Source organism: Xenorhabdus sp. TS4 (assembly GCF_014467265.1).
Classification (GTDB): domain Bacteria; phylum Pseudomonadota; class Gammaproteobacteria; order Enterobacterales; family Enterobacteriaceae; genus Xenorhabdus; species Xenorhabdus ehlersii.
The window spans coordinates 186,113-207,810 of record NZ_NKHQ01000003.1 but is presented as its reverse complement, the minus strand read 5'-3'; the positions used below and the strand labels follow the sequence as shown (position 1 = coordinate 207,810).

General features: G+C 41.8%; 18 protein-coding genes and 6 tRNA genes. 18 read left to right on the top strand and 6 right to left on the bottom strand.

All coding sequences use genetic code 11. The features are described 5' to 3' along the window. The first annotated feature begins 153 nt into the window (after positions 1-153). From Xets_RS27355 to luxS, 8 genes are all read left to right on the top strand, one after another. Positions 154-246, top strand: a tRNA-Ser gene (locus Xets_RS27355). 7 nt (positions 247-253) lie between these two features. Continuing rightward, a tRNA-Arg gene (locus Xets_RS27350) sits at positions 254-330 on the top strand. Between the two features lie 82 nt (positions 331-412). Then, positions 413-489: transfer RNA gene (locus Xets_RS27345), tRNA-Arg, on the top strand. An 85-nt stretch (positions 490-574) separates the two neighbouring features. Beyond that, positions 575-651 (top strand) — tRNA-Arg (locus Xets_RS27340). A gap of 85 nt (positions 652-736) precedes the next feature. Beyond that, a tRNA-Arg gene (locus Xets_RS27335) sits at positions 737-813 on the top strand. 86 nt (positions 814-899) lie between these two features. After that, a tRNA-Arg gene (locus tag Xets_RS27330) sits at positions 900-976 on the top strand. Between the two features lie 193 nt (positions 977-1,169). Next, a complete protein-coding gene (gene gshA, locus Xets_RS27325; protein ID WP_099131061.1) occupies positions 1,170-2,729 on the top strand; it encodes a glutamate--cysteine ligase in 1,560 nt (519 codons plus the stop codon). A 162-nt stretch (positions 2,730-2,891) separates the two neighbouring features. Further along, on the top strand, positions 2,892-3,407 hold the full coding sequence (gene luxS, locus Xets_RS27320) for an S-ribosylhomocysteine lyase (protein ID WP_099131062.1): 516 nt from the start codon (positions 2,892-2,894) through the stop codon (positions 3,405-3,407). Between the two features lie 252 nt (positions 3,408-3,659). Here luxS and Xets_RS27315 read toward each other — a convergent pair whose 3' ends face one another. Both Xets_RS27315 and Xets_RS27310 read right to left on the bottom strand, forming a co-directional pair. After that, positions 3,660-4,934 carry an HlyC/CorC family transporter gene (locus tag Xets_RS27315; RefSeq protein ID WP_143707506.1) on the bottom strand — a complete coding sequence of 425 codons (1,275 nt, stop codon included), beginning with the start codon at positions 4,932-4,934 and terminating at the stop codon, positions 3,660-3,662. A 52-nt stretch (positions 4,935-4,986) separates the two neighbouring features. Next, positions 4,987-5,778, bottom strand: coding sequence for an inner membrane protein YpjD (locus tag Xets_RS27310; RefSeq protein WP_099131212.1), 792 nt, complete (start codon positions 5,776-5,778; stop codon positions 4,987-4,989). A gap of 198 nt (positions 5,779-5,976) precedes the next feature. Between Xets_RS27310 and ffh the strand changes: the two genes are divergently transcribed. The 5 genes from ffh to rplS all read left to right on the top strand — a co-directional run bounded on the left by ffh (position 5,977) and on the right by rplS (position 9,496). Beyond that, positions 5,977-7,338 carry a signal recognition particle protein gene (ffh, locus tag Xets_RS27305; RefSeq protein ID WP_099131063.1) on the top strand — a complete coding sequence of 454 codons (1,362 nt, stop codon included), beginning with the start codon at positions 5,977-5,979 and terminating at the stop codon, positions 7,336-7,338. Between the two features lie 136 nt (positions 7,339-7,474). Beyond that, positions 7,475-7,723 carry a 30S ribosomal protein S16 gene (gene rpsP, locus Xets_RS27300; protein WP_074020141.1) on the top strand — a complete coding sequence of 83 codons (249 nt, stop codon included), beginning with the start codon at positions 7,475-7,477 and terminating at the stop codon, positions 7,721-7,723. An 18-nt stretch (positions 7,724-7,741) separates the two neighbouring features. Then, positions 7,742-8,290 carry a ribosome maturation factor RimM gene (rimM, locus tag Xets_RS27295; RefSeq protein WP_099131064.1) on the top strand — a complete coding sequence of 183 codons (549 nt, stop codon included), beginning with the start codon at positions 7,742-7,744 and terminating at the stop codon, positions 8,288-8,290. 37 nt (positions 8,291-8,327) lie between these two features. Continuing rightward, positions 8,328-9,080 (top strand): tRNA (guanosine(37)-N1)-methyltransferase TrmD, encoded by a 753-nt coding sequence (trmD, locus tag Xets_RS27290; RefSeq protein WP_099131065.1) that lies wholly within the window; start codon positions 8,328-8,330, stop codon positions 9,078-9,080. 62 nt (positions 9,081-9,142) lie between these two features. After that, complete coding sequence (gene rplS, locus Xets_RS27285) at positions 9,143-9,496, top strand: 50S ribosomal protein L19 (protein WP_074020138.1); 354 nt, start codon at positions 9,143-9,145, stop codon at positions 9,494-9,496. Between the two features lie 117 nt (positions 9,497-9,613). Here the strand turns inward: rplS and Xets_RS27280 are convergent, their stop codons facing one another. Further along, entirely contained in the window at positions 9,614-10,957 is a 1,344-nt protein-coding gene (locus Xets_RS27280) for an anaerobic C4-dicarboxylate transporter (protein WP_187651068.1), read from the bottom strand. Positions 10,958-11,491: 534 nt separating this feature from the next. Here Xets_RS27280 and Xets_RS27275 point away from each other — a divergent pair. Continuing rightward, the gene (locus Xets_RS27275; RefSeq protein ID WP_304952506.1) at positions 11,492-12,586 is read left to right on the top strand and encodes a 3-deoxy-7-phosphoheptulonate synthase; all 1,095 of its coding nucleotides are present in this window, start codon (positions 11,492-11,494) and stop codon (positions 12,584-12,586) included. Between the two features lie 5 nt (positions 12,587-12,591). Beyond that, a complete protein-coding gene (gene tyrA, locus Xets_RS27270) occupies positions 12,592-13,713 on the top strand; it encodes a bifunctional chorismate mutase/prephenate dehydrogenase (RefSeq protein WP_099131067.1) in 1,122 nt (373 codons plus the stop codon). A gap of 47 nt (positions 13,714-13,760) precedes the next feature. Here the strand turns inward: tyrA and pheA are convergent, their stop codons facing one another. From pheA to bamD, 3 genes are all read right to left on the bottom strand, one after another. After that, positions 13,761-14,915 (bottom strand): bifunctional chorismate mutase/prephenate dehydratase, encoded by a 1,155-nt coding sequence (pheA, locus tag Xets_RS27265; protein ID WP_099131068.1) that lies wholly within the window; start codon positions 14,913-14,915, stop codon positions 13,761-13,763. Positions 14,916-15,229: 314 nt separating this feature from the next. Next, positions 15,230-15,562: a ribosome-associated translation inhibitor RaiA gene (gene raiA, locus Xets_RS27260; RefSeq protein WP_099131069.1), complete on the bottom strand. Its 333-nt coding sequence runs from the start codon at positions 15,560-15,562 to the stop codon at positions 15,230-15,232. Between the two features lie 452 nt (positions 15,563-16,014). After that, entirely contained in the window at positions 16,015-16,737 is a 723-nt protein-coding gene (gene bamD / locus Xets_RS27255; RefSeq protein WP_187651095.1) for an outer membrane protein assembly factor BamD, read from the bottom strand. A gap of 147 nt (positions 16,738-16,884) precedes the next feature. Here bamD and rluD point away from each other — a divergent pair, with 147 nt between their 5' ends. The 3 genes from rluD to clpB all read left to right on the top strand — a co-directional run bounded on the left by rluD (position 16,885) and on the right by clpB (position 21,301). After that, positions 16,885-17,862: a 23S rRNA pseudouridine(1911/1915/1917) synthase RluD gene (gene rluD, locus Xets_RS27250; protein WP_187651066.1), complete on the top strand. Its 978-nt coding sequence runs from the start codon at positions 16,885-16,887 to the stop codon at positions 17,860-17,862. 4 nt (positions 17,863-17,866) lie between these two features. Then, the gene (yfiH, locus tag Xets_RS27245; RefSeq protein WP_099131072.1) at positions 17,867-18,598 is read left to right on the top strand and encodes a purine nucleoside phosphorylase YfiH; all 732 of its coding nucleotides are present in this window, start codon (positions 17,867-17,869) and stop codon (positions 18,596-18,598) included. Between the two features lie 129 nt (positions 18,599-18,727). Continuing rightward, complete coding sequence (gene clpB, locus Xets_RS27240; protein WP_187651065.1) at positions 18,728-21,301, top strand: ATP-dependent chaperone ClpB; 2,574 nt, start codon at positions 18,728-18,730, stop codon at positions 21,299-21,301. Positions 21,302-21,698 lie beyond the last annotated feature (397 nt).

Here is a 21,698-nt window from a genome sequence, read left to right as displayed (position 1 = left end):
TTTCGAAAAATTGTTTGACTTATCAGGCAGGGAAAGTAATATGTGCGCCATCGCAGCGACGAAGGGCTTGAAGAGAAGCTTCTGAGTAAATACCGGAAGTAAAGATTCGAAGAGCTACGAAGTGAAAACATCTAAGTCGCAGGTTTTAAAAATGGTGAGGTGGCCGAGAGGCTGAAGGCGCTCCCCTGCTAAGGGAGTATGTGGTTAAGAGCTGCATCGAGGGTTCGAATCCCTCCCTCACCGCCATTAATATGCATCCATAGCTCAGCTGGATAGAGTACTCGGCTACGAACCGAGCGGTCGGAGGTTCGAATCCTCCTGGATGCACCATTTAAACACCGCGATTTTTTAGGTATCTTCAATTCTAGTCAGGCAATAAACAGCGCCTGAGCAGAAATAGAAAACCGACAATGCATCCATAGCTCAGCTGGATAGAGTACTCGGCTACGAACCGAGCGGTCGGAGGTTCGAATCCTCCTGGATGCACCATTTTAGATGTCCCGATTTTGGGAGATCCTAATTCTATCAAGTCAGGCAATCAACAGCGCCTGAGTAGAAATAGAAAACCGACAATGCATCCATAGCTCAGCTGGATAGAGTACTCGGCTACGAACCGAGCGGTCGGAGGTTCGAATCCTCCTGGATGCACCATTTTAGATGTCCCGATTTTGGGAGATCCTAATTCTATCAAGTCAGGCAATCAACAGCGCCTGAGTAGAAATAGAAAACCGACAATGCATCCATAGCTCAGCTGGATAGAGTACTCGGCTACGAACCGAGCGGTCGGAGGTTCGAATCCTCCTGGATGCACCATTTTAAATATCCTGATTTTTGGGATGACCTAATTCTATCAAGTCAGGCAATCAATAGTGCCTGAAAAGAAATAGAAAACCGACAATGCATCCATAGCTCAGCTGGATAGAGTACTCGGCTACGAACCGAGCGGTCGGAGGTTCGAATCCTCCTGGATGCACCAGCTTAAAACCCTTGCCCGATAAGGCAGGGGTTTTTCTTTTTATTTCCGTTCAAATATAACATTTGTTTTATTAATTCTGTTTATAATTTGGGCGGAAGTGCATTGCTACCTCTATGTAATCAGCGACAACTTGACTTGTTTCATATAAAGTAAACTTTTAGTAATAATCTTTTAAACTCCACGGGAGGACAAATTGATCCCGGACGTATCAAAAGCATTGTCATGGTTAGAGGCAAACCCAACTGTATTAAACGGTATTTGTCGTGGCATTGAGCGTGAAACATTGCGTGTTACTCCAGACGGTCATTTAGCTAAGACGGAGCATCCAAAATCACTTGGTGCTTCTTTAACGCATAAATGGATTACAACTGATTTTGCTGAATCTCTATTGGAGTTTATTACCCCTGTTGATAGTAATATAGATAGAACCATTGCTTTCCTTAAAGATTTGCATATCTATACCGCCCGGAATCTGGACAATGAAAAAATGTGGCCTTTAAGTATGCCATGTTTTATCGACGAAGAAGAAAATATCACTTTGGCTCAATATGGTACGTCTAACTTGGGCCGCTTTAAGACCTTGTACCGTGAAGGATTAAAGAGCCGTTATGGCGCACTAATGCAAACAATTTCTGGTGTGCATTATAACTTTTCTCTGCCAATGAGTTTTTGGCAGGCGTGGTTAGGTATTAAAGACGCCGAAACAGGAAAAGAGCAGATTTCAGATGGCTACCTTCGTTTAATTCGTAATTATTACCGCTTTGGCTGGGTGATCCCTTATTTATTTGGTGCATCACCGGCAATCTGTTCTTCATTCTTACGTGGGCGAAATACAGCATTATCTTTTGAGGAAACAGAAAGAGGGACTTGTTATCTGCCTTATGCGACTTCGTTGAGGATGAGTGACTTGGGGTATACCAATAAATCGCAAAGTGATCTGAATATTACTTTTAATCATCTTCATACCTATGTAGAGGGGCTTAAGAAAGCAATTCATAAGCCATCTGAAGAATTTGCGGCAATCGGTATCAAAAAAGGAAATAAGTACTTACAGCTCAATACTAATGTTCTTCAAATTGAAAATGAGTTGTACGCACCAATTCGGCCAAAACGAGTCACGAAAGAGGGAGAATCACCTTCAGATGCTTTGTTGAGAGGTGGTATAGAATATATTGAAGTGCGTTCTTTAGATATTAATCCTTTTTCCTCCATTGGGGTTGATGAGACGCAAATTCGTTTTCTTGACTTATTTTTGATATGGTGTGCTCTGGCTGATGCCCCTGAAATGGGAAATGAGGAACTTGCCTGTTGTCGTGGAAACTGGAATAAGGTTATCTTAGAAGGGCGCAAACCAGAGTTATCTATCGACCTTGGTTATGGGGTTGAGCAACAGCCGCTGAAGATCGTAGGACAGGAGTTATTCAGGGATTTAGAGCGAGTCGCTGAAATTCTGGATGCCTGTTCAGGGACTCAATATCAATCAGTCTGTAAAGAATTGGTTAACATGTTTGAAGATCCATCACTGACGTTTTCAGCGCGTGTCCTGGACAAGATGAAATCTCAGGGGATAGTTGGTTTTGGGTTGGAACTGGCAGGTCAGTATCATAACGAATTGATTGAAGAACATTATTCAATTCTGAATGATGAAAATTTTTCTGTTGAGCGTGAAGCTTCTGTGTCGCGTCAGCATGACCTTGAACAGCAAGATAACATGAGCTTTGAAGAGTATTTAAAACTTCATGCAGGGCGTTAAAAAAGAAAATGGCCACCACTGGTGGCCAAATAAAATATCTTAGAGAATAGGGATGATAACAATTTTGCGCGTCTTCATATCTTATGACCAGCCGCAAATGAAAAGGTTTCATCTATCTGAAAAAATCTTCGTAAAAAATCTGATACCTTAGGAGGTAGTATTATGCCTTTGTTGGATAGTTTTACAGTTGACCATACTCGTATGGCGGCACCTGCTGTTAGAGTTGCCAAGACAATGAAAACGCCTCACGGCGATACTATCACAGTATTTGATTTACGTTTTTGTGTTCCTAATAAAGCAGTGATGCCAGAACGAGGTATTCACACACTTGAGCATTTGTTTGCGGGTTTTATGCGCAATCATTTGAACGGTGACGGTGTTGAAATCATTGATATTTCTCCAATGGGATGTCGTACTGGTTTTTATATGAGCTTAATTGGTGCTCCAGAAGAATTGAGAGTGGCTGAGTCTTGGAAAGCGGCAATGGAAGATGTGATAAAAGTTCAAGATCAGAACCAGATCCCAGAATTAAACATTTATCAGTGCGGTACATATGAAATGCACTCATTGAAAGAAGCTCAAGATATTGCTCAGCGTATCCTTGATTCTGGTGTTCGTGTCAATTATAACGATGAATTGGCATTGCCTGAAGAAAAACTGGTGGGGCTTCAAGTTTAGTTTGTTAGATATGGTACCTCAACGACTATTACATTTGGTGATGGAGCTTTTGGTTAAGTAGTCAGATCTGTTTTATATTATTGAGGGGCTAGCTTATTCTGCTAGCCCTGCATTGGTGTTCTTTTCTCTTTATATTTTTGAAATTACCAGATTTTTTTGATTATTTTCCTTTAGTTACATAGACAAATTAGATTGAGTATTAATTTGAATGTTTTATAGTGGTTAAATTATTCACTGAATTAATTTTATACTTTATTCTGTATTTTGGTGTATCGGCGTTACACGAACTTGCTTGATAACATTATCTTGCACCGCAATAACCTCAAAATTGTATTTATTAATCTGTACGTTAGCATTTAATTCAGGAATTTCACCTAGTTCTTCCAAAATCATTCCATTCATTGTCCTTGGACCGTTTTCGGGAAGCGCCCAACCGAAAGCCTTATTTAATTCACGGATATTGGCTGTGCCATCAACCAGAACGGAGCCGTCACTTTGTGGAAGGACTTCTTCTGCCAGAGTTGGTGACATGGAAGTGGTAAAATCGCCGACAATTTCTTCCAAAATATCCTCGACAGTCACTAATCCTTGAATATCGCCATATTCATCAACGATTAGGCCAGCTTTTTGTTTGTTACGTTGGAAATTAATAAGCTGGATATTTAATGGCGTGCTAACTGGGATGAAATAGATTTTATCTGCGGCTTTGAGTAAATTTCTTTTTGTAAATTCTTTTTTCTCCATCATCAGTCGATAGGCCTCACGTACTCGGAGCATACCGATAGCATCATCAAGGGAATCTCGATATAACACAATACGTCCATGTGGAGAGTGTGTCAGTTGCTTGATAACGCACTTCCAATCATTGTTAATATCAATACCGACAATTTCATTACGTGGGATCATAATGTCACCAACGGTGACTTTCTCAAGATCTAATATTGAGAGCAGCATATCTTGATTTCGGCGTGATAGATTGACGTTTGATTCATTTACAATTGTGCGTAGCTCGTCTTTACTGACGGCATCACTGCGGATATTAGAGGTTTTGATACCCAAACAGCGCATAAACAGCAAACTGATCTTATTAAATGACCAAACAAGGGGCAGCATAATTTTTTCTAGTGGGCGTAACAGGAAGCTACTTGGGAATGCAATTTTTTCAGGGTAAAGCGCTGCAATGGTCTTTGGCATCACTTCAGAAAAAATAAGAATAATGAATGTGAGTACACCTGTTGCAATAGCAACACCGGCATCGCCATAGAGTCGCATACCAACGATAGTAGCAAGGGAGGACGCCAAAATATTGACAAGATTATTACCGATAAGTATCAGGCTAATGAGTCTGTCTGGATGACGCAGCAGAGATTCCACCCTGCGTGCGGGATTGCTCCCTTGTTTAGCTAAATGGCGTAAGCGATATCGGTTGATTGTCATCATGCTAGTTTCAGAGGCAGAGAAATAAGCCGAAACAATAACCATAACAACAAGAATTATAATCAGTGTACTTGTTGAGACATTCTCCAAAACAGAATTCCTTCCTAATAATTATATAGATTGGCGATGATAAATTAACTTATTAATAAACCATCATTTCCTGTAATAGCCTGCTACCGAAAAAAGCAAGTGTCAGAATAAATGCACCAATCAAATTGAACCAAATAACACGCTTGCCACGCCACCCTTCATGATAATGCCCCCAAAGCAAAATAACGTAAATAAACCATGCAATAATAGATAAAACAGATTTATGGATATTTTCTTTACTGAAAATATCATCCATGTACATAATGCCAGTACAGAGCGTCAATGTTAGTAAAATTACACCAACCTGGGTAATGTGAAACATTTTCCGCTCAATTGTCATCAATGGAGGAATACCAGAGGTAAATGTGAGTTTTTTCTTTTTAAGCTGATGATCCAACCAACCAAGTTGCAATGCATAAAGAGCTGCAATGAGTAAAGTAGCATAGCCAAGTAATGCCAGCCCAATATGAATAAATAATTCGATACTATCTTCAAGATGAGTAATGAATTCTCCCGGCATCATGCTAGCCAGTATCAAATTGATCATGGCGAAACTGTAAACAACCGGCAGTAAAAACCATGCACGTCCACGGAAAGCGACGACTGTCATGATGATGCACATAAGCAAGCTAACAATTGAGCCTAAATTCAATAAAGTGAGATTTTGCCCGCTGCTGACATGAAAAACTTGGTATTTTAATGCAATCGCGTGAGCGACTAACGCTACAATGGCAAAAGAAAGTGCCAGTTTTTGATAACTGTTTTGTTGGCGCAATAAACCTGGCACGATGAGCGTCAGGCTAATGAGATAGGCAAATAAAGCAATAATTGAAAATATCAGCATAACATTTATCGTTTTCGCAATGAAATCCATTGGGTATGGATTGAACCTGAAATTTAAGTATACCGCTAGCAGGAGTAGCCTCCAACCGCTGTTAATCATACTTGGGAATCTCTTTGCAGAGATCACATAATCATCGTGCTATAATTTGCGAAATTTGCCTTACAGGTAGACCCACTTGTAGATATCTGAGCTGAGACAATGTTTGATAATTTAACTGACAGACTATCGCGCACATTGCGCAATATCAGCGGTCGCGGACGGCTGACTGAAGATAATATTAAAGATACGCTGCGCGAAGTTCGTATGGCTTTGCTCGAAGCGGATGTTGCATTACCTGTCGTGCGTGATTTTATTGCACGAGTCAAAGAAAGCGCTGTGGGACATGAGGTTAACAAAAGTCTGACTCCAGGTCAGGAATTCGTCAAAATCGTTCAAAATGAATTGGTTAAGGCGATGGGAGAGGTTAACAGTGAACTGAACCTTTCCACACAGCCTCCCGCTGTGATTCTTATGGCCGGTTTGCAAGGTGCAGGTAAAACGACCAGCGTTGCTAAATTAGGTAAGTTGCTGAAAGAGAAAAACAAGAAAAAAGTCTTGGTTGTTTCTGCTGACGTATATCGACCCGCGGCGATCAAACAGCTTGAAACCTTGTCTGAAACAGTTGGAGTTGACTTTTTCCCTTCTGATCCACAGGAAAAACCTGTTGATATTGTCAATAAAGCGATCCAACATGCTAAGCTGAAATTTTATGATGTATTGTTAGTCGATACAGCAGGCCGTCTGCATGTTGATGAAGCTATGATGGATGAAATCATAGCGATTCATGCGGCTATTAATCCTGTTGAAACCCTGTTTGTTGTTGATGCAATGACGGGTCAAGATGCAGCAAATACAGCAAAAGCATTCAATGAAGCATTGCCATTAACTGGGGTTGTGCTGACCAAGGTAGATGGTGATGCGCGTGGCGGTGCTGCGCTTTCTATCCGTCATATCACTGGTAAGCCTATCAAATTCCTCGGCGTTGGTGAAAAAACGGATGCATTAGAACCTTTCCATCCTGATCGCATTGCATCCCGCATTCTGGGTATGGGGGATATGCTTTCACTGATCGAAGAACTTGAAAGCAAAGTTGATCGTACCCAAGCGGAAAAATTGGCATCTAAACTGAAAAAAGGTGACGGCTTTGATTTAAGCGATTTTCTGGAACAGCTTAAACAGATGCGTAATATGGGCGGAATGGCTAGCATGTTGAGCAAAATGCCGGGAATGTCGCAGATCCCTGATGCCGTCAAATCGCAAATGGATGACAAGCTTCTGGTTAAAATGGAAGCCATCATTAATTCCATGACCCGTAAAGAGCGGGAAAAACCAGAAATCATCAAAGGTTCGCGTAAGCGCCGTATTGCGATGGGATCGGGCACACAGGTGCAGGATGTCAACCGTTTGCTGAAACAGTTTGATGAAATGCAACGTATGATGAAAAAGATGAAGAAAGGTGGTTTGGCAAAAATGATGCGAGGCATGAAAGGTATGCTGCCACCGGGATTTATGGGGCGATAATCGACAAAGTTGCGAAAGAAAATGTTCTTTGGATTGCTTTTTGCGCCAAAGTGAGTAAAATTTTCGGGCTTTTAATGGACAGCCGGACTCCATTCCTCGATGGAGTCTGGTTGTTTTGCTAACTAATGAGGATGTTATGGTAACAATTCGTTTAGCTCGTGGCGGCGCAAAAAAGCGTCCGTTTTATCAAGTAGTCGTGACCGATAGCCGCAATGCGCGTGATGGTCGTTTTATTGAGCGTGTTGGTTTCTTCAACCCAATCGCTTCAGGAAAAGCAGAAGCTCTGCGTTTAGATCTGGACCGTATCGAACACTGGGTTGGTCTGGGTGCATCTGTGTCTGATCGTGTTGCTACACTGATCAAAGACGCTAAGAAAGCAGCTTAATCTGTCGCGGTGGTAACAATGAGCAAACAATCTGGCCTGAAGCACCCTGTTGAGCCAATTGTATTGGGGAAGTTAGGGTCTGCATATGGCATTCGTGGTTGGCTCAGAGTTTTTTCTTCCACCGAACACACCGAAGACATTTTTGAATATCAACCGTGGTTTATTCAACGCTTAGGCCAGTGGCAACACATTGAACTGGAAGCATGGAAATACCATAACCAAGATATTATCGTCAAAATCAAAGGTATTGACGATCGGGATGCGGCGAATTTATTCACTAACTGTGAAGTTGTGGTGGATTGTAGCCAGTTACCAGCACTGGAAGAGGGTGATTATTACTGGAAAGACCTTATTGGCTGCCAAGTAATAAATACAGTCGGTTATAACCTTGGAACTATTCATGACATGATGGAAACAGGTTCTAACGATGTGATGGTAATAAAAGCAAACCTGAAAGATGCATTCGGTATCAAGGAGCGGTTGGTTCCGTTTCTTGATGGGCAGGTTATCAAGAAAGTTGATCTCGCTACCAAAACCATCGAGGTAGATTGGGATCCTGGTTTTTAATCTCCGGTAAAAACGGTTTAAATGAGTGGGACACAGTATGTGGATTGGGGTTATTAGCCTGTTTCCTGAAATGTTCCGCGCAATAACCGATTACGGGGTAACTGGTCGGGCAGTAAAAAATGGCCTGTTGAGTATCGAATGCTGGAATCCAAGGGATTTTACCTACGACCGGCATCGTACTGTTGATGATCGCCCTTATGGCGGTGGTCCAGGCATGCTGATGATGGTGCAACCATTACGAGAAGCCATTCATGCAGCTAAAGCTTCGGCAGGTGATGGTGCAAAGGTGATTTATCTTTCACCTCAGGGACGCAAACTCGATCAACAGGGAGTTTGTGAGCTGGCAGCAAATGAGAAATTAATTCTGGTTTGCGGGCGTTATGAAGGTATTGATGAGCGTATCATCCAAACCGAAATTGACGAAGAATGGTCTATCGGTGATTACGTTCTTAGCGGGGGAGAGCTTCCTGCAATGACGATGATTGACTCGATATCGCGGTTTATTCCGGGCGTATTAGGGCGTCAAGCATCGGCAGAAGAAGACTCATTCGCTGATGGATTGTTGGATTGCCCACATTATACTCGCCCTGAAGTGTTAGATAGTATGGAAGTCCCCCCAGTTTTGCTGTCGGGAAACCATGCTGAAATTAATCGCTGGCGAATGAAACAGTCGCTTGGTCGAACCTGGCTAAGAAGGCCCGAACTTCTAGAAAACCTAGCTCTGACTGACGAGCAAAGGATGTTGCTATCTGAGTTCCAACGGGAATATCAAGATCAAGCAACGAATTAATCCAGACATATCCTAAAGGGATGTCTTTGATATATCAGTTTACCTAGGGTAAGAGAGTTATTATGAGCAACATTATTAAACAACTTGAACAAGAGCAGATGAAGCAAGACGTACCTTCATTCCGTCCGGGTGACACCTTGGAAGTTAAGGTATGGGTCGTTGAAGGTTCTAAAAAGCGTCTGCAGACATTCGAGGGCGTGGTTATTGCGATTCGTAACCGCGGTCTGCACTCTGCATTCACTGTTCGTAAGATTTCTAACGGCGAAGGCGTTGAGCGTGTATTCCAGACTCACTCCCCAGTCGTAGACAGCATCAGCGTTAAGCGTCGTGGTGCTGTTCGCAGAGCTAAACTGTACTACCTGCGTGAGCGTTCTGGTAAGGCTGCTCGTATTAAAGAGCGTCTGAACGCAAAATAATACGCTTTCGCTACATCCGAAAGTTATCAAAGGCCAGCGCATATGCTGGCCTTTTTACATGCTATAAATCAGGAAACTTATTTTTTCAGTTGTAAGTCAGGTTAGGGAGACAGTAAGTTACATAAACGTACTGGCTAAAATATATCCTACTGTACAAGCGCCACTGACGCCAAGCAATCCTGGTAAAAGAAAGCTGTGGTTGATAATGAATTTCCCGATTTTTGTTGTACCTGAACGGTCAAAACCAATACAAGCCAAATCGCTTGGATAAGTAGGCAAAACAAAATAGCCATAGGCAGCAGGAAAGAAAGCAATCAGAAGTTTAGGATCAACTCCAAGTTGTAATCCCATTGGCGCAATGGCCGTTAAGGCGGCGGCTTGGCTGTTAACCAGTTTTGATACTAAAAACAGTACAAGGGCATAAGTCCACGGCTGTGCCTGGACCACATCTTCTAGGACTAGTTTTAATTCACCTAAATGTGAGTGGAAGAAGGTATCACTCATCCATGCCACACCAAAGACAGAAAAAATCGCAACCATACCTGCTTTGAACACGGCACTATTGGCGATTTCACTGGTTTTGATTTTACAGGCCATCAATATAATGGAGCCTGCAATTAACATCATCATCTGGATCACCAGATTCATAGAAAGGGGTTTTAGTGTACCTTTTACTTCAAAAGCAGGACGTAATTCGGTGAATGCACCAAATAAGACTACGACAGCAATTGCGGTAAAGAAAATCCAGGTTGCCCAATAAGCTTGCTTAGGAAAGACTTGATTCAATAGAGTGTCAGAACCACCATAAATAAACTCACGTTGCTTTGGATCTTTGATTTTCGCCTGGAATTCTTCGTCCTGATCAAGATCTTTTCCTCGACGTAAGCTCCATAATGCAGCAAGTATTACTCCAGTGAGTGATGCTGGTATTGAAACAGCCAAAATGTCCAAGATCCCGTACGCCTGCCCAATACCATGACTGGCAGCAATAATTGACACCAAAGAAACAACGGCGACAGATACAGGAGAAGCGGTAATTGCCATTTGGGAAGCGACAGAAGCAACAGCCATTGGCCGTTCAGGGCGAATACCTTTTTTCAAGGCAATATCGCCAATGATTGGGAACATGGTATAAACCACATGACCGGTACCGCAAAGAAAAGTGAGCATCCAAGTAGTCAGTGGTGCCAAAATGGTGATATGTTGCGGGTGACGACGCAGTAAGCGTTCTGCAAATTGCATCATAACATTTAGCCCACCTGCTGTTTGTAAAACGGATGCACAACCGATTACAGCAAGAATAGTCAGCATTACATCAACGGGAGGGTTACCTGGTTCCAAGCCAAAGACAAATGTCAGTATAAAGAGTCCAATACCACTGATCAGTCCCAATCCCATTCCCGCATAACGCGTACCTATCAATAAGCAAATGATTATTACAATAAATTGCAGCGTTATCATATCTATCCTTAACAAATGTTTAAAAAATAAATAAAAGTTGGTAATACGGATTTTTGCATCTGCATGACTTATATACATGCTGTTAGTCATAGCTTTAGATCTATTGGATATGGCTATTGTTTATAAAAATTTTTTTATAGTTTCATATAAACATTAAAAACACATATTTAATATTATTAGAATATTTATATAAAAATGAGATTGAGATCTTGTTTTTATTATTTGATTATAAAGGTATTTATTTGTGTAATAAATTATATGTAAGTGGTTAATAAATTATTTCTATTTTGATGCGATTGTTAGTTGTCATTTACAATGAATTAACTTTAAAAATTATTTATATATTTTGACATGAAAATAAAATTCAATGGATTGTTAGTATCTCCACTATATCAATAGTCTTTGCATTTTAATGTAAAATATTATTTACGGTATGTGGAAAATATTTACGTTTTTGGATTGTATTCTTTACGGCTCATGGTATGTTATCCAGCAGACACTTAGACAAACATTAAACAGACAAGGCAGGTAGAAATGATCATGCAAAAAGACGCTCTGAATAACGTTCATATCCTTGATGAGCAAGTCCTCATCACACCGGAAGAGTTGAAACAGAAATATCCGTTGAATAGCCATGATCGACATGCCATCACAAACGCGCGTAATACTATCGCTGACATTATTCAGCATCGTGATCCTCGTTTATTAGTGGTATGTGGTCCATGTTCAATTCATGATGTGGATGCTGCCCTGGACTATGCCAGTCGTTTGAAAGCGCTTTCTTCTGAATTGAGTGATTGTCTGTATATTGTTATGCGTGTCTATTTTGAAAAGCCTCGTACAACCGTTGGTTGGAAAGGGCTAATTAGTGATCCCTATATGGATGGTTCATTTGATATGGATGCGGGGCTGCATATTGCCCGTCGCCTGCTGTTGAACCTAGTAGAAATGGGATTGCCTTTGGCTAATGAGGCACTTGATCCCAATAATCCACAATACTTAGGGGATCTATTTAGTTGGTCAGCAATTGGTGCTAGAACAACGGAATCTCAAACTCATCGTGAAATGGCATCAGGATTGTCTGTACCCGTCGGATTTAAAAATGGCACAGATGGTAGTTTGAATACCGCAATTAATGCCATGAAAGCAGCAGCAATGCCTCATCGCTTTATGGGGATAAATCAGTCAGGTCAAGTTTGTTTGCTGCAAACTCAGGGTAATCCGAATGGACATGTGATATTGCGGGGCGGCGTAGGGCCGAATTACAGTGCAGAACATGTTGCTGATTGTGAACGACAAATGATTAAAGCAGGGCTGATACCATCACTGATGATTGATTGCAGTCACGGTAATTCCAATAAAGATTTTCGTCGCCAGAGTATCGTTGTGGATTCTGTTGTTGAACAGATGATGTCCAAAAACCAATCCATCATTGGGATTATGTTGGAAAGCCATATTAATGAGGGCAACCAATCCTCCGAACAGCCTCGCTCTGAGATGAAATATGGTGTTTCGGTGACAGACGCCTGTATTAACTGGCAGACTACGGAGCAAATATTGAGAAAACTGCACCAACAAATCGCTCCATATTTGGTTAATCGAAACATAATGATGGAAAAAGCAGGATAACCAATATGACAACAGAATTGTCACAGTTGAGAGCTCAAATTGATGAGGTAGATAAAACCTTATTATCGTTGCTGGCAAGAAGAATGAATTTAGTAGCGCAAGTTGGTGAAGTTAAAAGTCAACTCGGCTTACCGATTTATGATCCTGATAGGGAGGCTACTATGTTGGCCTCCCGCCGTCAGGAGGCGGAAAATATGGGAATTCCACCTGATTTGATTGAAGATATATTACGCCGAATTATGCGAGAGTCTTATGTCAGTGAAAATAACAAGGGCTTTAAAAAACTCGGTACTCATTTGGGATCTGTGGTCATTGTAGGTGGTTCAGGCAAAATGGGCCGATTATTCAGTCGATTGTTGACGCTGTCTGGCTATGAAGTCAGGGTGCTCGAAGCTGACGATTGGGATAACGCCGAACATATATTAGCCGGAGTAGGGATGGTGATCGTCAGTGTTCCTATTCACTTGACAGACAAGATTATCCGTCGATTACCTCCTTTGCCAGAACAGTGCATTCTAGTTGATTTGGCTTCAATCAAGCAAAGACCGTTAAATGCGATGCTTGAAGTACATAAAGGGCCTGTTTTAGGGTTGCACCCTATGTTTGGGCCAGATGTAGGTAGCTTTGCTAAGCAAGTGGTTGTGTATTGCGATGGACGCTATCCAGAGTCGTATCAATGGTTTTTGGAACAGATATCAGTATGGGGAGCGAGGTTGCATCAAATCACCGCAGAGAAGCATGATAAAAATATGAGTTTCATTCAGGCGTTGCGTCATTTCACTACCTTCTCTTACGGACGACATCTTGCAAAGGAAAATATCGACTTACAGCAATTGCTTTCACTATCTTCACCGATATATCGATTGGAGCTAGCGATGGTAGGACGATTATTTGCACAAGATGCCCAATTGTATGCTGATATTATTATGTCTAGTCCTGAAAATATTGCACTTATACGTCGGTATTACCAAAGTTTCGGGCAGGTGCTGGAAATCTTGGAACATCAAGATAAGTCAGCTTTTATTGAGAGCTTTAACCAAGTGAGTGATTGGTTTGGCGATGAAGCAGCTCGATTTATGAAGGAAAGTCGAGTGCTCTTGCAGCAGGCAAGTGACAACCGAGTATAGGTTTTATTTTAAAACCGGATAGAAATATCCGGTTTTGTTTTTTTACTTTAGATAGGATCGATAGGAATGACATTTTCTGATGGGTAAGATCCTAACACTTTCAGAAAACGAGTAATTTCCGTCAATTCTTTCAATGCTTGTTGCATTTTCATGGAACGTAGATTGGCTTGTACATCAATATAAAACATCTCTTCCCACGGTTTGCCATTTATTGGGCGAGACTCCAATTTACTCATAGGGATATCATGTTTCTTTAGGATAATGAGAGCATCAACCAGTGCTCCTGCTTGCTGTCCGGTTGACATAATAAACGTGGTTTTGGCAGGAACTTGCTCGGATACGTCAATAGATTTGCGGGAAACAACAATAAAGCGAGTGCTATTCTCTTGCTGATTTGCTAGGTTGTTTTCTAAAACATGTAATCCATAAAGAGTGCCGCCAGCCTCACTGCCTAATGCTGCTATTTCTGGTGAGTTGAGTTCTGCCACTTTTTGCATAGCAGCAGCAGTGCTTTCACAGTAAACAATATTCCAGTCAGGATATTTATTGAGATATTGGCTACATTGTTGAAAAGGTTGGGAATGGCTATAAACGGTTTTTATCCTTGAGATATCAGTTTGCCCAGCAATCAATAGACAGTGGTTGATTGGCAGAGTTATCTCTCCAACAAGGGATAAGGGGGTATGTTGCAATAAATCATAAACCTCATTAATTGCCCCTGAGCTGGTATTTTCCAGTGGCAGGATGCCATAATCAGCCTGACCAATCTCAACCAGTGAGAAAATATCTGAGAATTTGTGACAACTGCATTCAACCAACTGATTAAAGTGACGAGCAGCAAATTGTCGAGCTGCAATATGAGAATATGAACCTTTTGGCCCTAAAAAAGTAATACGGGCAGAATCGTAAGGTGTCTGATTCAGATATTGTTGTAATAATGCCTGTTGGGTGAGAACAGAATCCTCAATGATCATCTGAAATAATCGTGTAATGTAAAATCCATCTAATCCACGTGATTTTCCTTTATCAATCAATACATTCAATAACTCTCGTTCACGATTTTTATCTCGGATAGGGCGATGATCGAGCAGTTTTGTCTGGGCGATGTCACTGGCTAATTGTCGGCGTTTAGCAAGTAGATCCAGCAATTCCGCATCAATATGACTAATTTCTTCTCGTAAACTCACTAAGTCTCGTTCCATAGTATGTTCCTGATATTCTTATTATGAGTGTAGCCTGTGTATCGTAGATATGTTTGTGATCAGTAAAACAAAAAACCTCCCTGTCGATGGGAGGCTTTTATTCGTCTTCTTAAAGTTTCTTTGAAACGAATCAACCTCCTTATGAGAAGGTGAAAAAAAAGAAAAATAACAAAGACGGTTTGATAATCATTTGACCTGTTAGCATGCTACTTTATGGTTTCAATAATGTATTTTAATTAACCTATTTAGCTTGGAGTGTCAACAGGCAGTAAAAACGCGCTCAATGAGCGCGTTAGGACAAGAATCAGGGGGGATTATACTTCTAAGTTGATATTGGACTCTTTAACACTATTGTCTGTGCGACGAGCTTCTGCTTTATGCTGCACTTTATTGAGCTGGCGCTCTAATTTTGTCAGTAGATCATTGATTGCTGCGTACATATCTTCATGTTTAGCGCTGGCCACTAACGTGCCATTTGGTGTGCCAATTGTGGCATCAACTAAGAATCCTTGCGGTTCTTTTGATAGTACGATATGTGGATTGATTAGATTAACTTGCCATTTGCTCAACTTACTTAGACGGTCTTCTACATGGCTACGAATTGCGGGGGTAATTTCCATTTGTTTGCTGGTAATGTTCACTAACATATAGTTACCTCTTTGATGTTACTCCGTCTCTGATGTATTCAGCATAGCGCCATTTGGCATAAAAAGAATGATCTAAATCACTTTTATTGAGTGATTTTGGCAGTAAGTGACGGAATTGTGATAGCTAAGGAAGATATGGAGAATATTTGTTGCGAAGGAAAGAGTTATGCGTCATTATTAGTCAGTTATGGGATTATTAAATCAAGTTATAATTACAGAGCTTGAGTTATTTTCAAGGTGAAAATAATGAAGATATAGCCAAACATGAACAAAATGTGCTGATGCGTTCGGTTTGTTGGCTAAACAAAACAAAAAGGCAAGTCTTACAAAATCACATCCCAGCAGTGATATTCCTGGCAACTTCATGATTAGATAAAAAACAATAGATAAAAAAACAGCAGCCATTTAGCTACTGTTTTTGATTACTTGTTCAAACCTGATGGAATGAGATTTTATACGGGGTTGGCAGCGATCAGTTGTGCCACTTTATTGGCTTCAGCCGTCAATCCTAATTCTTTATAAGCTAACTCCATATAAGGGAGTGCTTTCCGAGTTGCATTAGCATCAGGGTAGTCTCGTAGCATCTGTTCTACCCGATTGACAACAGCTACGTAAGCATTGCGTTTAGTGTAATATTGAACAACTTCAAGTTCATATTTGGCTAAACGTTCTTTGAGGAAGATTAACCGCTTGGTAGCATCAGTTGAATATTGACTGTTTGGGTAATAGCGTACCAGTTGGTTGAAATCACGGAATGCCGCACGGGCATGTTCAGGATCACGATTTGATCGATCAATGCCGAAAAGGCCTTGTAATAGACTGTCATCCAGAGCTTGCGAAACCAAACCACGCATATAGAGTACATAGTCGATATTAGGATGGGTTGGATTTAGGCGCATGAAACGGTCAATGGATGCGAGAGCCAATGGGTATTCCGCTGATTTGTAATAGGCGTAGATCAGATCAAGTTGAACTTGCTGGGAGTAAGGGCCAAAAGGATATCGGTTATCAAGGGATTCCAATTGCTTGATAGCCGCTTTATAGTTACCTTCTTGCAGCATTTCCTGTCCAATTGAATAAATTTGAGATGGCGGAATATCAGGAACAGCATCTTTATTGCTGGAGCATCCAGATAGAACCAAGCTCAATGTGGTCGCTGCCACCAGATATTTCATGCGAATCATCACGTGTTGATTATCCTCTGAGTGTTTTCTGGGAGACTGTCCGTGAAGCTCCCGGCAAAATATGGGGTTACAATAACACACTATTTTAAATGAAACGGCCTCGCCGTCAAAACTCAACGTAAAATATAGAAGTTATATATGGCACAACAAATCCGACTTAATGCAATAGTCGCTGAATCTCAGCTTGGTCAACGTTTAGATCAAGCTTTGGCTGAATTGTTCCCTGATTACTCCAGGTCACGTATAAAAGAGTGGATCTTGGATAATAAAGTTCAAGTTAATGGCAAATTAATTAGCAAACCAAAAGAAAAAGTCCTGGGCGGTGAAGAAATCTCCGTTGATGCTATCATTGAAGAAGATGCACGTTGGGAGCCTCAGGATATCGAACTGAATATTGTCTATGAAGATAACGATATTTTGGTAATCAATAAACCACGTGATTTGGTTGTTCATCCGGGAGCAGGTAATCCTGACGGTACAGTGTTGAATGCCTTATTATATCATTATCCTGAAATTGCAGATGTTCCCCGTGCAGGTATTGTTCATCGTCTTGACAAAGATACGACAGGGCTAATGGTTGTGGCAAAAAACGTTCCGGCACAAACTCGTTTGGTGGAATCTTTGCAATTACGTGAAATAACCCGTGAATATGAAGCGGTTGCTCTGGGATGTATGACGGCTGGAGGAACGGTAGAAGAACCTATCTCCCGCCATCCAACAAAACGGACACACATGGCAGTACACCCTATGGGTAAACCTGCTGTTACCCATTATCGTGTTATGGAACATTTCCGGGCGCATACTCGATTGCGTCTGCGTTTGGAGACAGGCAGAACACACCAAATTCGTGTGCACATGGCACATATAAAACACCCGTTGGTGGGTGATCCTCTGTACGGTGGGCGGCCTCGTCCCTTAAAAGGAGCTTCTGATGAATTTCGCGAAGCGATGCGCAATTTTGATCGTCAGGCATTGCATGCAACCATGTTACGTCTTTACCATCCGATCACTGGAATTGAGATGGAATGGCATGCTCCATTACCGGACGATATGGTTAAGTTGATTGAAGTGATGAAAGTGGATGCTGAGACTTTCAAAGACGAGATGGATTGGTAGGTAAATGACGCCACTGATTTTTCCTGATTGGCCACAGCCTGATAATGTTGGTGCTTGCAGTACTACCCGTTTAGGTGGAGTAAGCCAGCCCCCATATGACAGTTTAAACCTGGGTAATCATGTTGGGGACGTTCCAGAATACGTGGAACGGAATAGAACGCTATTGGTTGAATATGCCCAATTACCGCAGCAACCTACATGGTTGGAGCAAGTACACGGAACACGTGTGATCACACTTGATGGTCAGCCATTGGTGAATAATCAGGCCGATGCTGTTTACACGAATATACCTGATCAGGTTTGTGCTGTGATGACAGCAGATTGTTTGCCAGTTCTTTTTTGCAGTATTTCTGGTGATGAGGTTGCGGCGGCTCATGCCGGATGGCGCGGATTATGTGCCGGAGTGTTGGAGAATACTGTGTCTCGATTTAGCGCAAAACCTGACATGATCCGTGCGTGGTTGGGGCCTGCTATTGGCCCTGAAAAATTTGAGGTGGGGGCTGAGGTTAGGGAAGCTTTCATCGCAACCAATCCTGATCTGGAACAAGCTTTTACGCCTTATGGCGATAAGTTTCTGGCAAATATTTACTTACTGGCTAAATTAAAGTTACAGTCAGTAGGAATAACAGAAATTTTTGGTGGAGCCGCATGTACAGTCACGGAGGGGGAAAACTTTTTCTCCTATCGTCGTGATGGTAATACCGGGCGAATGGCAACTTTAATCTGGTTGCGATAACCTACTTTACAGGACGATCTTTGGCGTATAGCGGTAAGTTTCCAATTAACTTTTCAGAAGACCTTGAATATTTAAGGAATGACCTTATCTAGTCTCCAGTAGCAAATTCTGACCAGTATTGGAGGTGTTATGCGTCTGGATCGTCTTACCAATAAATTCCAGCTTGCTCTTGCTGACGCCCAATCCCTCGCATTAGGGCGTGATAATCAATTCATCGAACCTATCCACTTGATGAGTGCATTAATTAATCAAGAAGGCGGTTCAGTGCGTCCTTTATTGGCCTCGGCAGGGGTGGATACGGGAAACTTCAATAATCAACTGAATCAAGCTCTGAACCGATTGCCGAAAGTAGAAGGCAATGGTGGAGATGTGCAGGTATCCAACGAGTTGGGACGTTATTTAAACCTGTGTGACAAACTTGCACAAAAATCAGGTGATAACTTCATTTCTTCTGAACTCTTTGTTCTGGCAGCGATAGAAGAACGTGGAACATTAAGTGACATGTTGAAAGCGGCGGGAGCAACCAAAGATAAAATCACTAAGGCAATAGAACAAATGCGCGGTGGTGAAAAAGTGAATGAGCAAGGCGCAGAAGATCAGCGCCAAGCGTTAAAGAAATATACCATTGATCTGACTGAGCGTGCTGAACAAGGAAAATTAGATCCTGTGATTGGGCGTGATGAAGAAATTCGTCGAACTATTCAGGTATTGCAGCGCAGAACCAAAAATAACCCAGTTCTCATTGGTGAGCCAGGAGTTGGGAAGACCGCGATTGTTGAAGGTTTGGCACAGCGTATTGTCAATGGTGAAGTTCCAGAGGGGCTGAAAAACAAACGTGTTCTGTCTCTTGATATGGGAGCATTATTAGCCGGTGCTAAATACCGTGGTGAATTCGAAGAGCGTTTGAAAGGTGTTTTGAACGATCTTGCCAAACAGGAAGGTTCAGTCATTCTATTTATTGATGAATTGCATACCATGGTAGGAGCTGGCAAAGCCGAAGGCGCAATGGATGCAGGTAACATGTTAAAACCCGCTCTGGCTCGTGGAGAACTGCATTGCGTTGGGGCAACAACACTTGATGAGTATCGTCAGTATATAGAAAAAGATGCGGCCTTAGAGCGTCGTTTCCAGAAAGTTTATGTGGCAGAACCTACGGTTGAGGACACGATTGCTATTTTACGTGGACTGAAAGAGCGATATGAATTGCATCATCACGTCCAAATCACTGATCCGGCAATCGTGGCGGCTGCAACACTATCTCATCGCTATATTTCTGATCGTATGCTACCTGATAAAGCCATTGATCTGATTGATGAAGCAGGGGCAAGCTTGCGTATGCAGATGGATTCTAAACCAGAAGCATTGGATCGCCTTGAGCGCCGCGTTATTCAATTAAAGCTTGAGCAGCAGGCACTGAAAAAAGAGTCTGATGATGCCAGTAAAAAACGGTTAGAGATGCTGAACGAAGAATTAGCAGAAAAAGAACGTGAATATTCTGAATTGGAAGAAGAGTGGAAAGCGGAGAAAGCTGAACTTAGTGGCACCCAGAATATCAAGGCTGAATTAGAAAATACTCGTATTGAATTAGAGAAAGCTCGCCGTAGTGGTGACTTGGCCAAAATGTCTGAAATTCAGTACGGAAAAATTCCGGAATTGGAAAAACGTTTAGCGACAGCAACAACAGCAGAAAATCGTCATATGAAGCTGCTGCGTAACAAAGTCACAGATGCTGAAATCGCTGAAATACTCGCACGCTGGACAGGGATCCCTGTATCCAGAATGCTGGAAAGTGAAAAAGATAAATTACTGCGCATGGAGCAAGAATTGCATAAGCGCGTAATAGGGCAGAATGAAGCGGTTGATGCTGTATCGAATGCAATTCGTCGTAGTAGAGCGGGATTATCTGATCCCAATCGTCCGATCGGTTCTTTCATGTTTTTGGGGCCGACTGGGGTGGGTAAAACAGAATTGTGTAAGGCGTTGGCTAATTTCTTATTCGACAGTGATGATGCTATGGTGCGCATTGATATGTCGGAGTTTATGGAAAAACACACCGTTTCAAGGTTGGTGGGAGCGCCTCCCGGATATGTTGGATATGAAGAAGGTGGGTATCTGACAGAAGCGGTGCGTCGTCGTCCTTATTCTGTCATTTTGCTGGATGAAGTAGAGAAAGCCCACCCAGATGTTTTCAATATCTTGTTGCAGGTATTGGATGATGGCCGTTTGACTGATGGTCAAGGAAGAACAGTTGATTTTCGTAACACCGTTGTAATTATGACCTCTAACTTAGGCTCCGATATGATTCAAGAACGCTTTAGTACATTGGATTATATAGGTATGAAAAATATGGTGATGGAAGTGGTTAGTCACCATTTCAGGCCTGAGTTTATTAACCGGGTTGATGAAGTTGTTGTGTTTCACCCATTAGGAAAAGAGCATCTGAAGTCTATTACGAATATTCAATTGCAGCGTTTATATCAGCGTTTGGAAGAGCACGGTTATCAGGTGGAGATAACACCTCCAGCGCTGGAAAAACTAAGCGAAGCTGGTTTCGATCCTGTATATGGAGCCCGTCCATTGAAACGAGCTATCCAGCAAGAGATTGAAAATCCACTGGCCCAGCAAATTCTTTCTGGCAAATTGATCCCAGGTAAATTAGTGACTTTAGGGTTAGAAGACAATCGTATTGTTGCAACACAATGATATTGATTACTTAGAAAGTTTTTAAGAGGTGTTTTTTGCACCTCTTTTTTCTTTTTCTAGATTGGAAAAACACCAAATCGGGTTGTTTTGGATGATAAATAAGCGGTTGAGGCTTTTTTTCAAAATAACTATTGCCAGTATCATAAAACTCCCTATAATGCGCTTCCGTTGTCACGACAAACACACAAACCTGTCGGGATGACAACGTGAAAAGCCTTGGAAAATAAGGCTTGACACGATAAGAGGAAAGCGTAAGATACGCAGCCTCGCAACCCGGAAGGCACTTCCGGTTGCCAACGCTCTTTAACAAATTAATCAGACAATCTGTGTGGGCACTCGCAAGACACTATCGATATGCCGAAAGGCAAAAAAGATTAAAGTCTTAAAGAGTGACCTG

Coding starts and splice junctions, on each gene's coding strand:
- rluD (WP_187651066.1), top strand. CDS start 16,885: ATGGCACAACAAATCCGACTTAATGCAATAGTCGCTGAATCTCAGCTT.
- bamD (WP_187651095.1), bottom strand. CDS start 16,737: ATGAAATATCTGGTGGCAGCGACCACATTGAGCTTGGTTCTATCTGGA.
- trmD (WP_099131065.1), top strand. CDS start 8,328: ATGTGGATTGGGGTTATTAGCCTGTTTCCTGAAATGTTCCGCGCAATA.
- rimM (WP_099131064.1), top strand. CDS start 7,742: ATGAGCAAACAATCTGGCCTGAAGCACCCTGTTGAGCCAATTGTATTG.
- tyrA (WP_099131067.1), top strand. CDS start 12,592: ATGACAACAGAATTGTCACAGTTGAGAGCTCAAATTGATGAGGTAGAT.
- rplS (WP_074020138.1), top strand. CDS start 9,143: ATGAGCAACATTATTAAACAACTTGAACAAGAGCAGATGAAGCAAGAC.
- luxS (WP_099131062.1), top strand. CDS start 2,892: ATGCCTTTGTTGGATAGTTTTACAGTTGACCATACTCGTATGGCGGCA.
- rpsP (WP_074020141.1), top strand. CDS start 7,475: ATGGTAACAATTCGTTTAGCTCGTGGCGGCGCAAAAAAGCGTCCGTTT.
- Xets_RS27275 (WP_304952506.1), top strand. CDS start 11,492: ATGATCATGCAAAAAGACGCTCTGAATAACGTTCATATCCTTGATGAG.
- Xets_RS27280 (WP_187651068.1), bottom strand. CDS start 10,957: ATGATAACGCTGCAATTTATTGTAATAATCATTTGCTTATTGATAGGT.
- raiA (WP_099131069.1), bottom strand. CDS start 15,562: ATGTTAGTGAACATTACCAGCAAACAAATGGAAATTACCCCCGCAATT.
- Xets_RS27310 (WP_099131212.1), bottom strand. CDS start 5,778: ATGCTGATATTTTCAATTATTGCTTTATTTGCCTATCTCATTAGCCTG.
- clpB (WP_187651065.1), top strand. CDS start 18,728: ATGCGTCTGGATCGTCTTACCAATAAATTCCAGCTTGCTCTTGCTGAC.
- ffh (WP_099131063.1), top strand. CDS start 5,977: ATGTTTGATAATTTAACTGACAGACTATCGCGCACATTGCGCAATATC.
- yfiH (WP_099131072.1), top strand. CDS start 17,867: ATGACGCCACTGATTTTTCCTGATTGGCCACAGCCTGATAATGTTGGT.
- pheA (WP_099131068.1), bottom strand. CDS start 14,915: ATGGAACGAGACTTAGTGAGTTTACGAGAAGAAATTAGTCATATTGAT.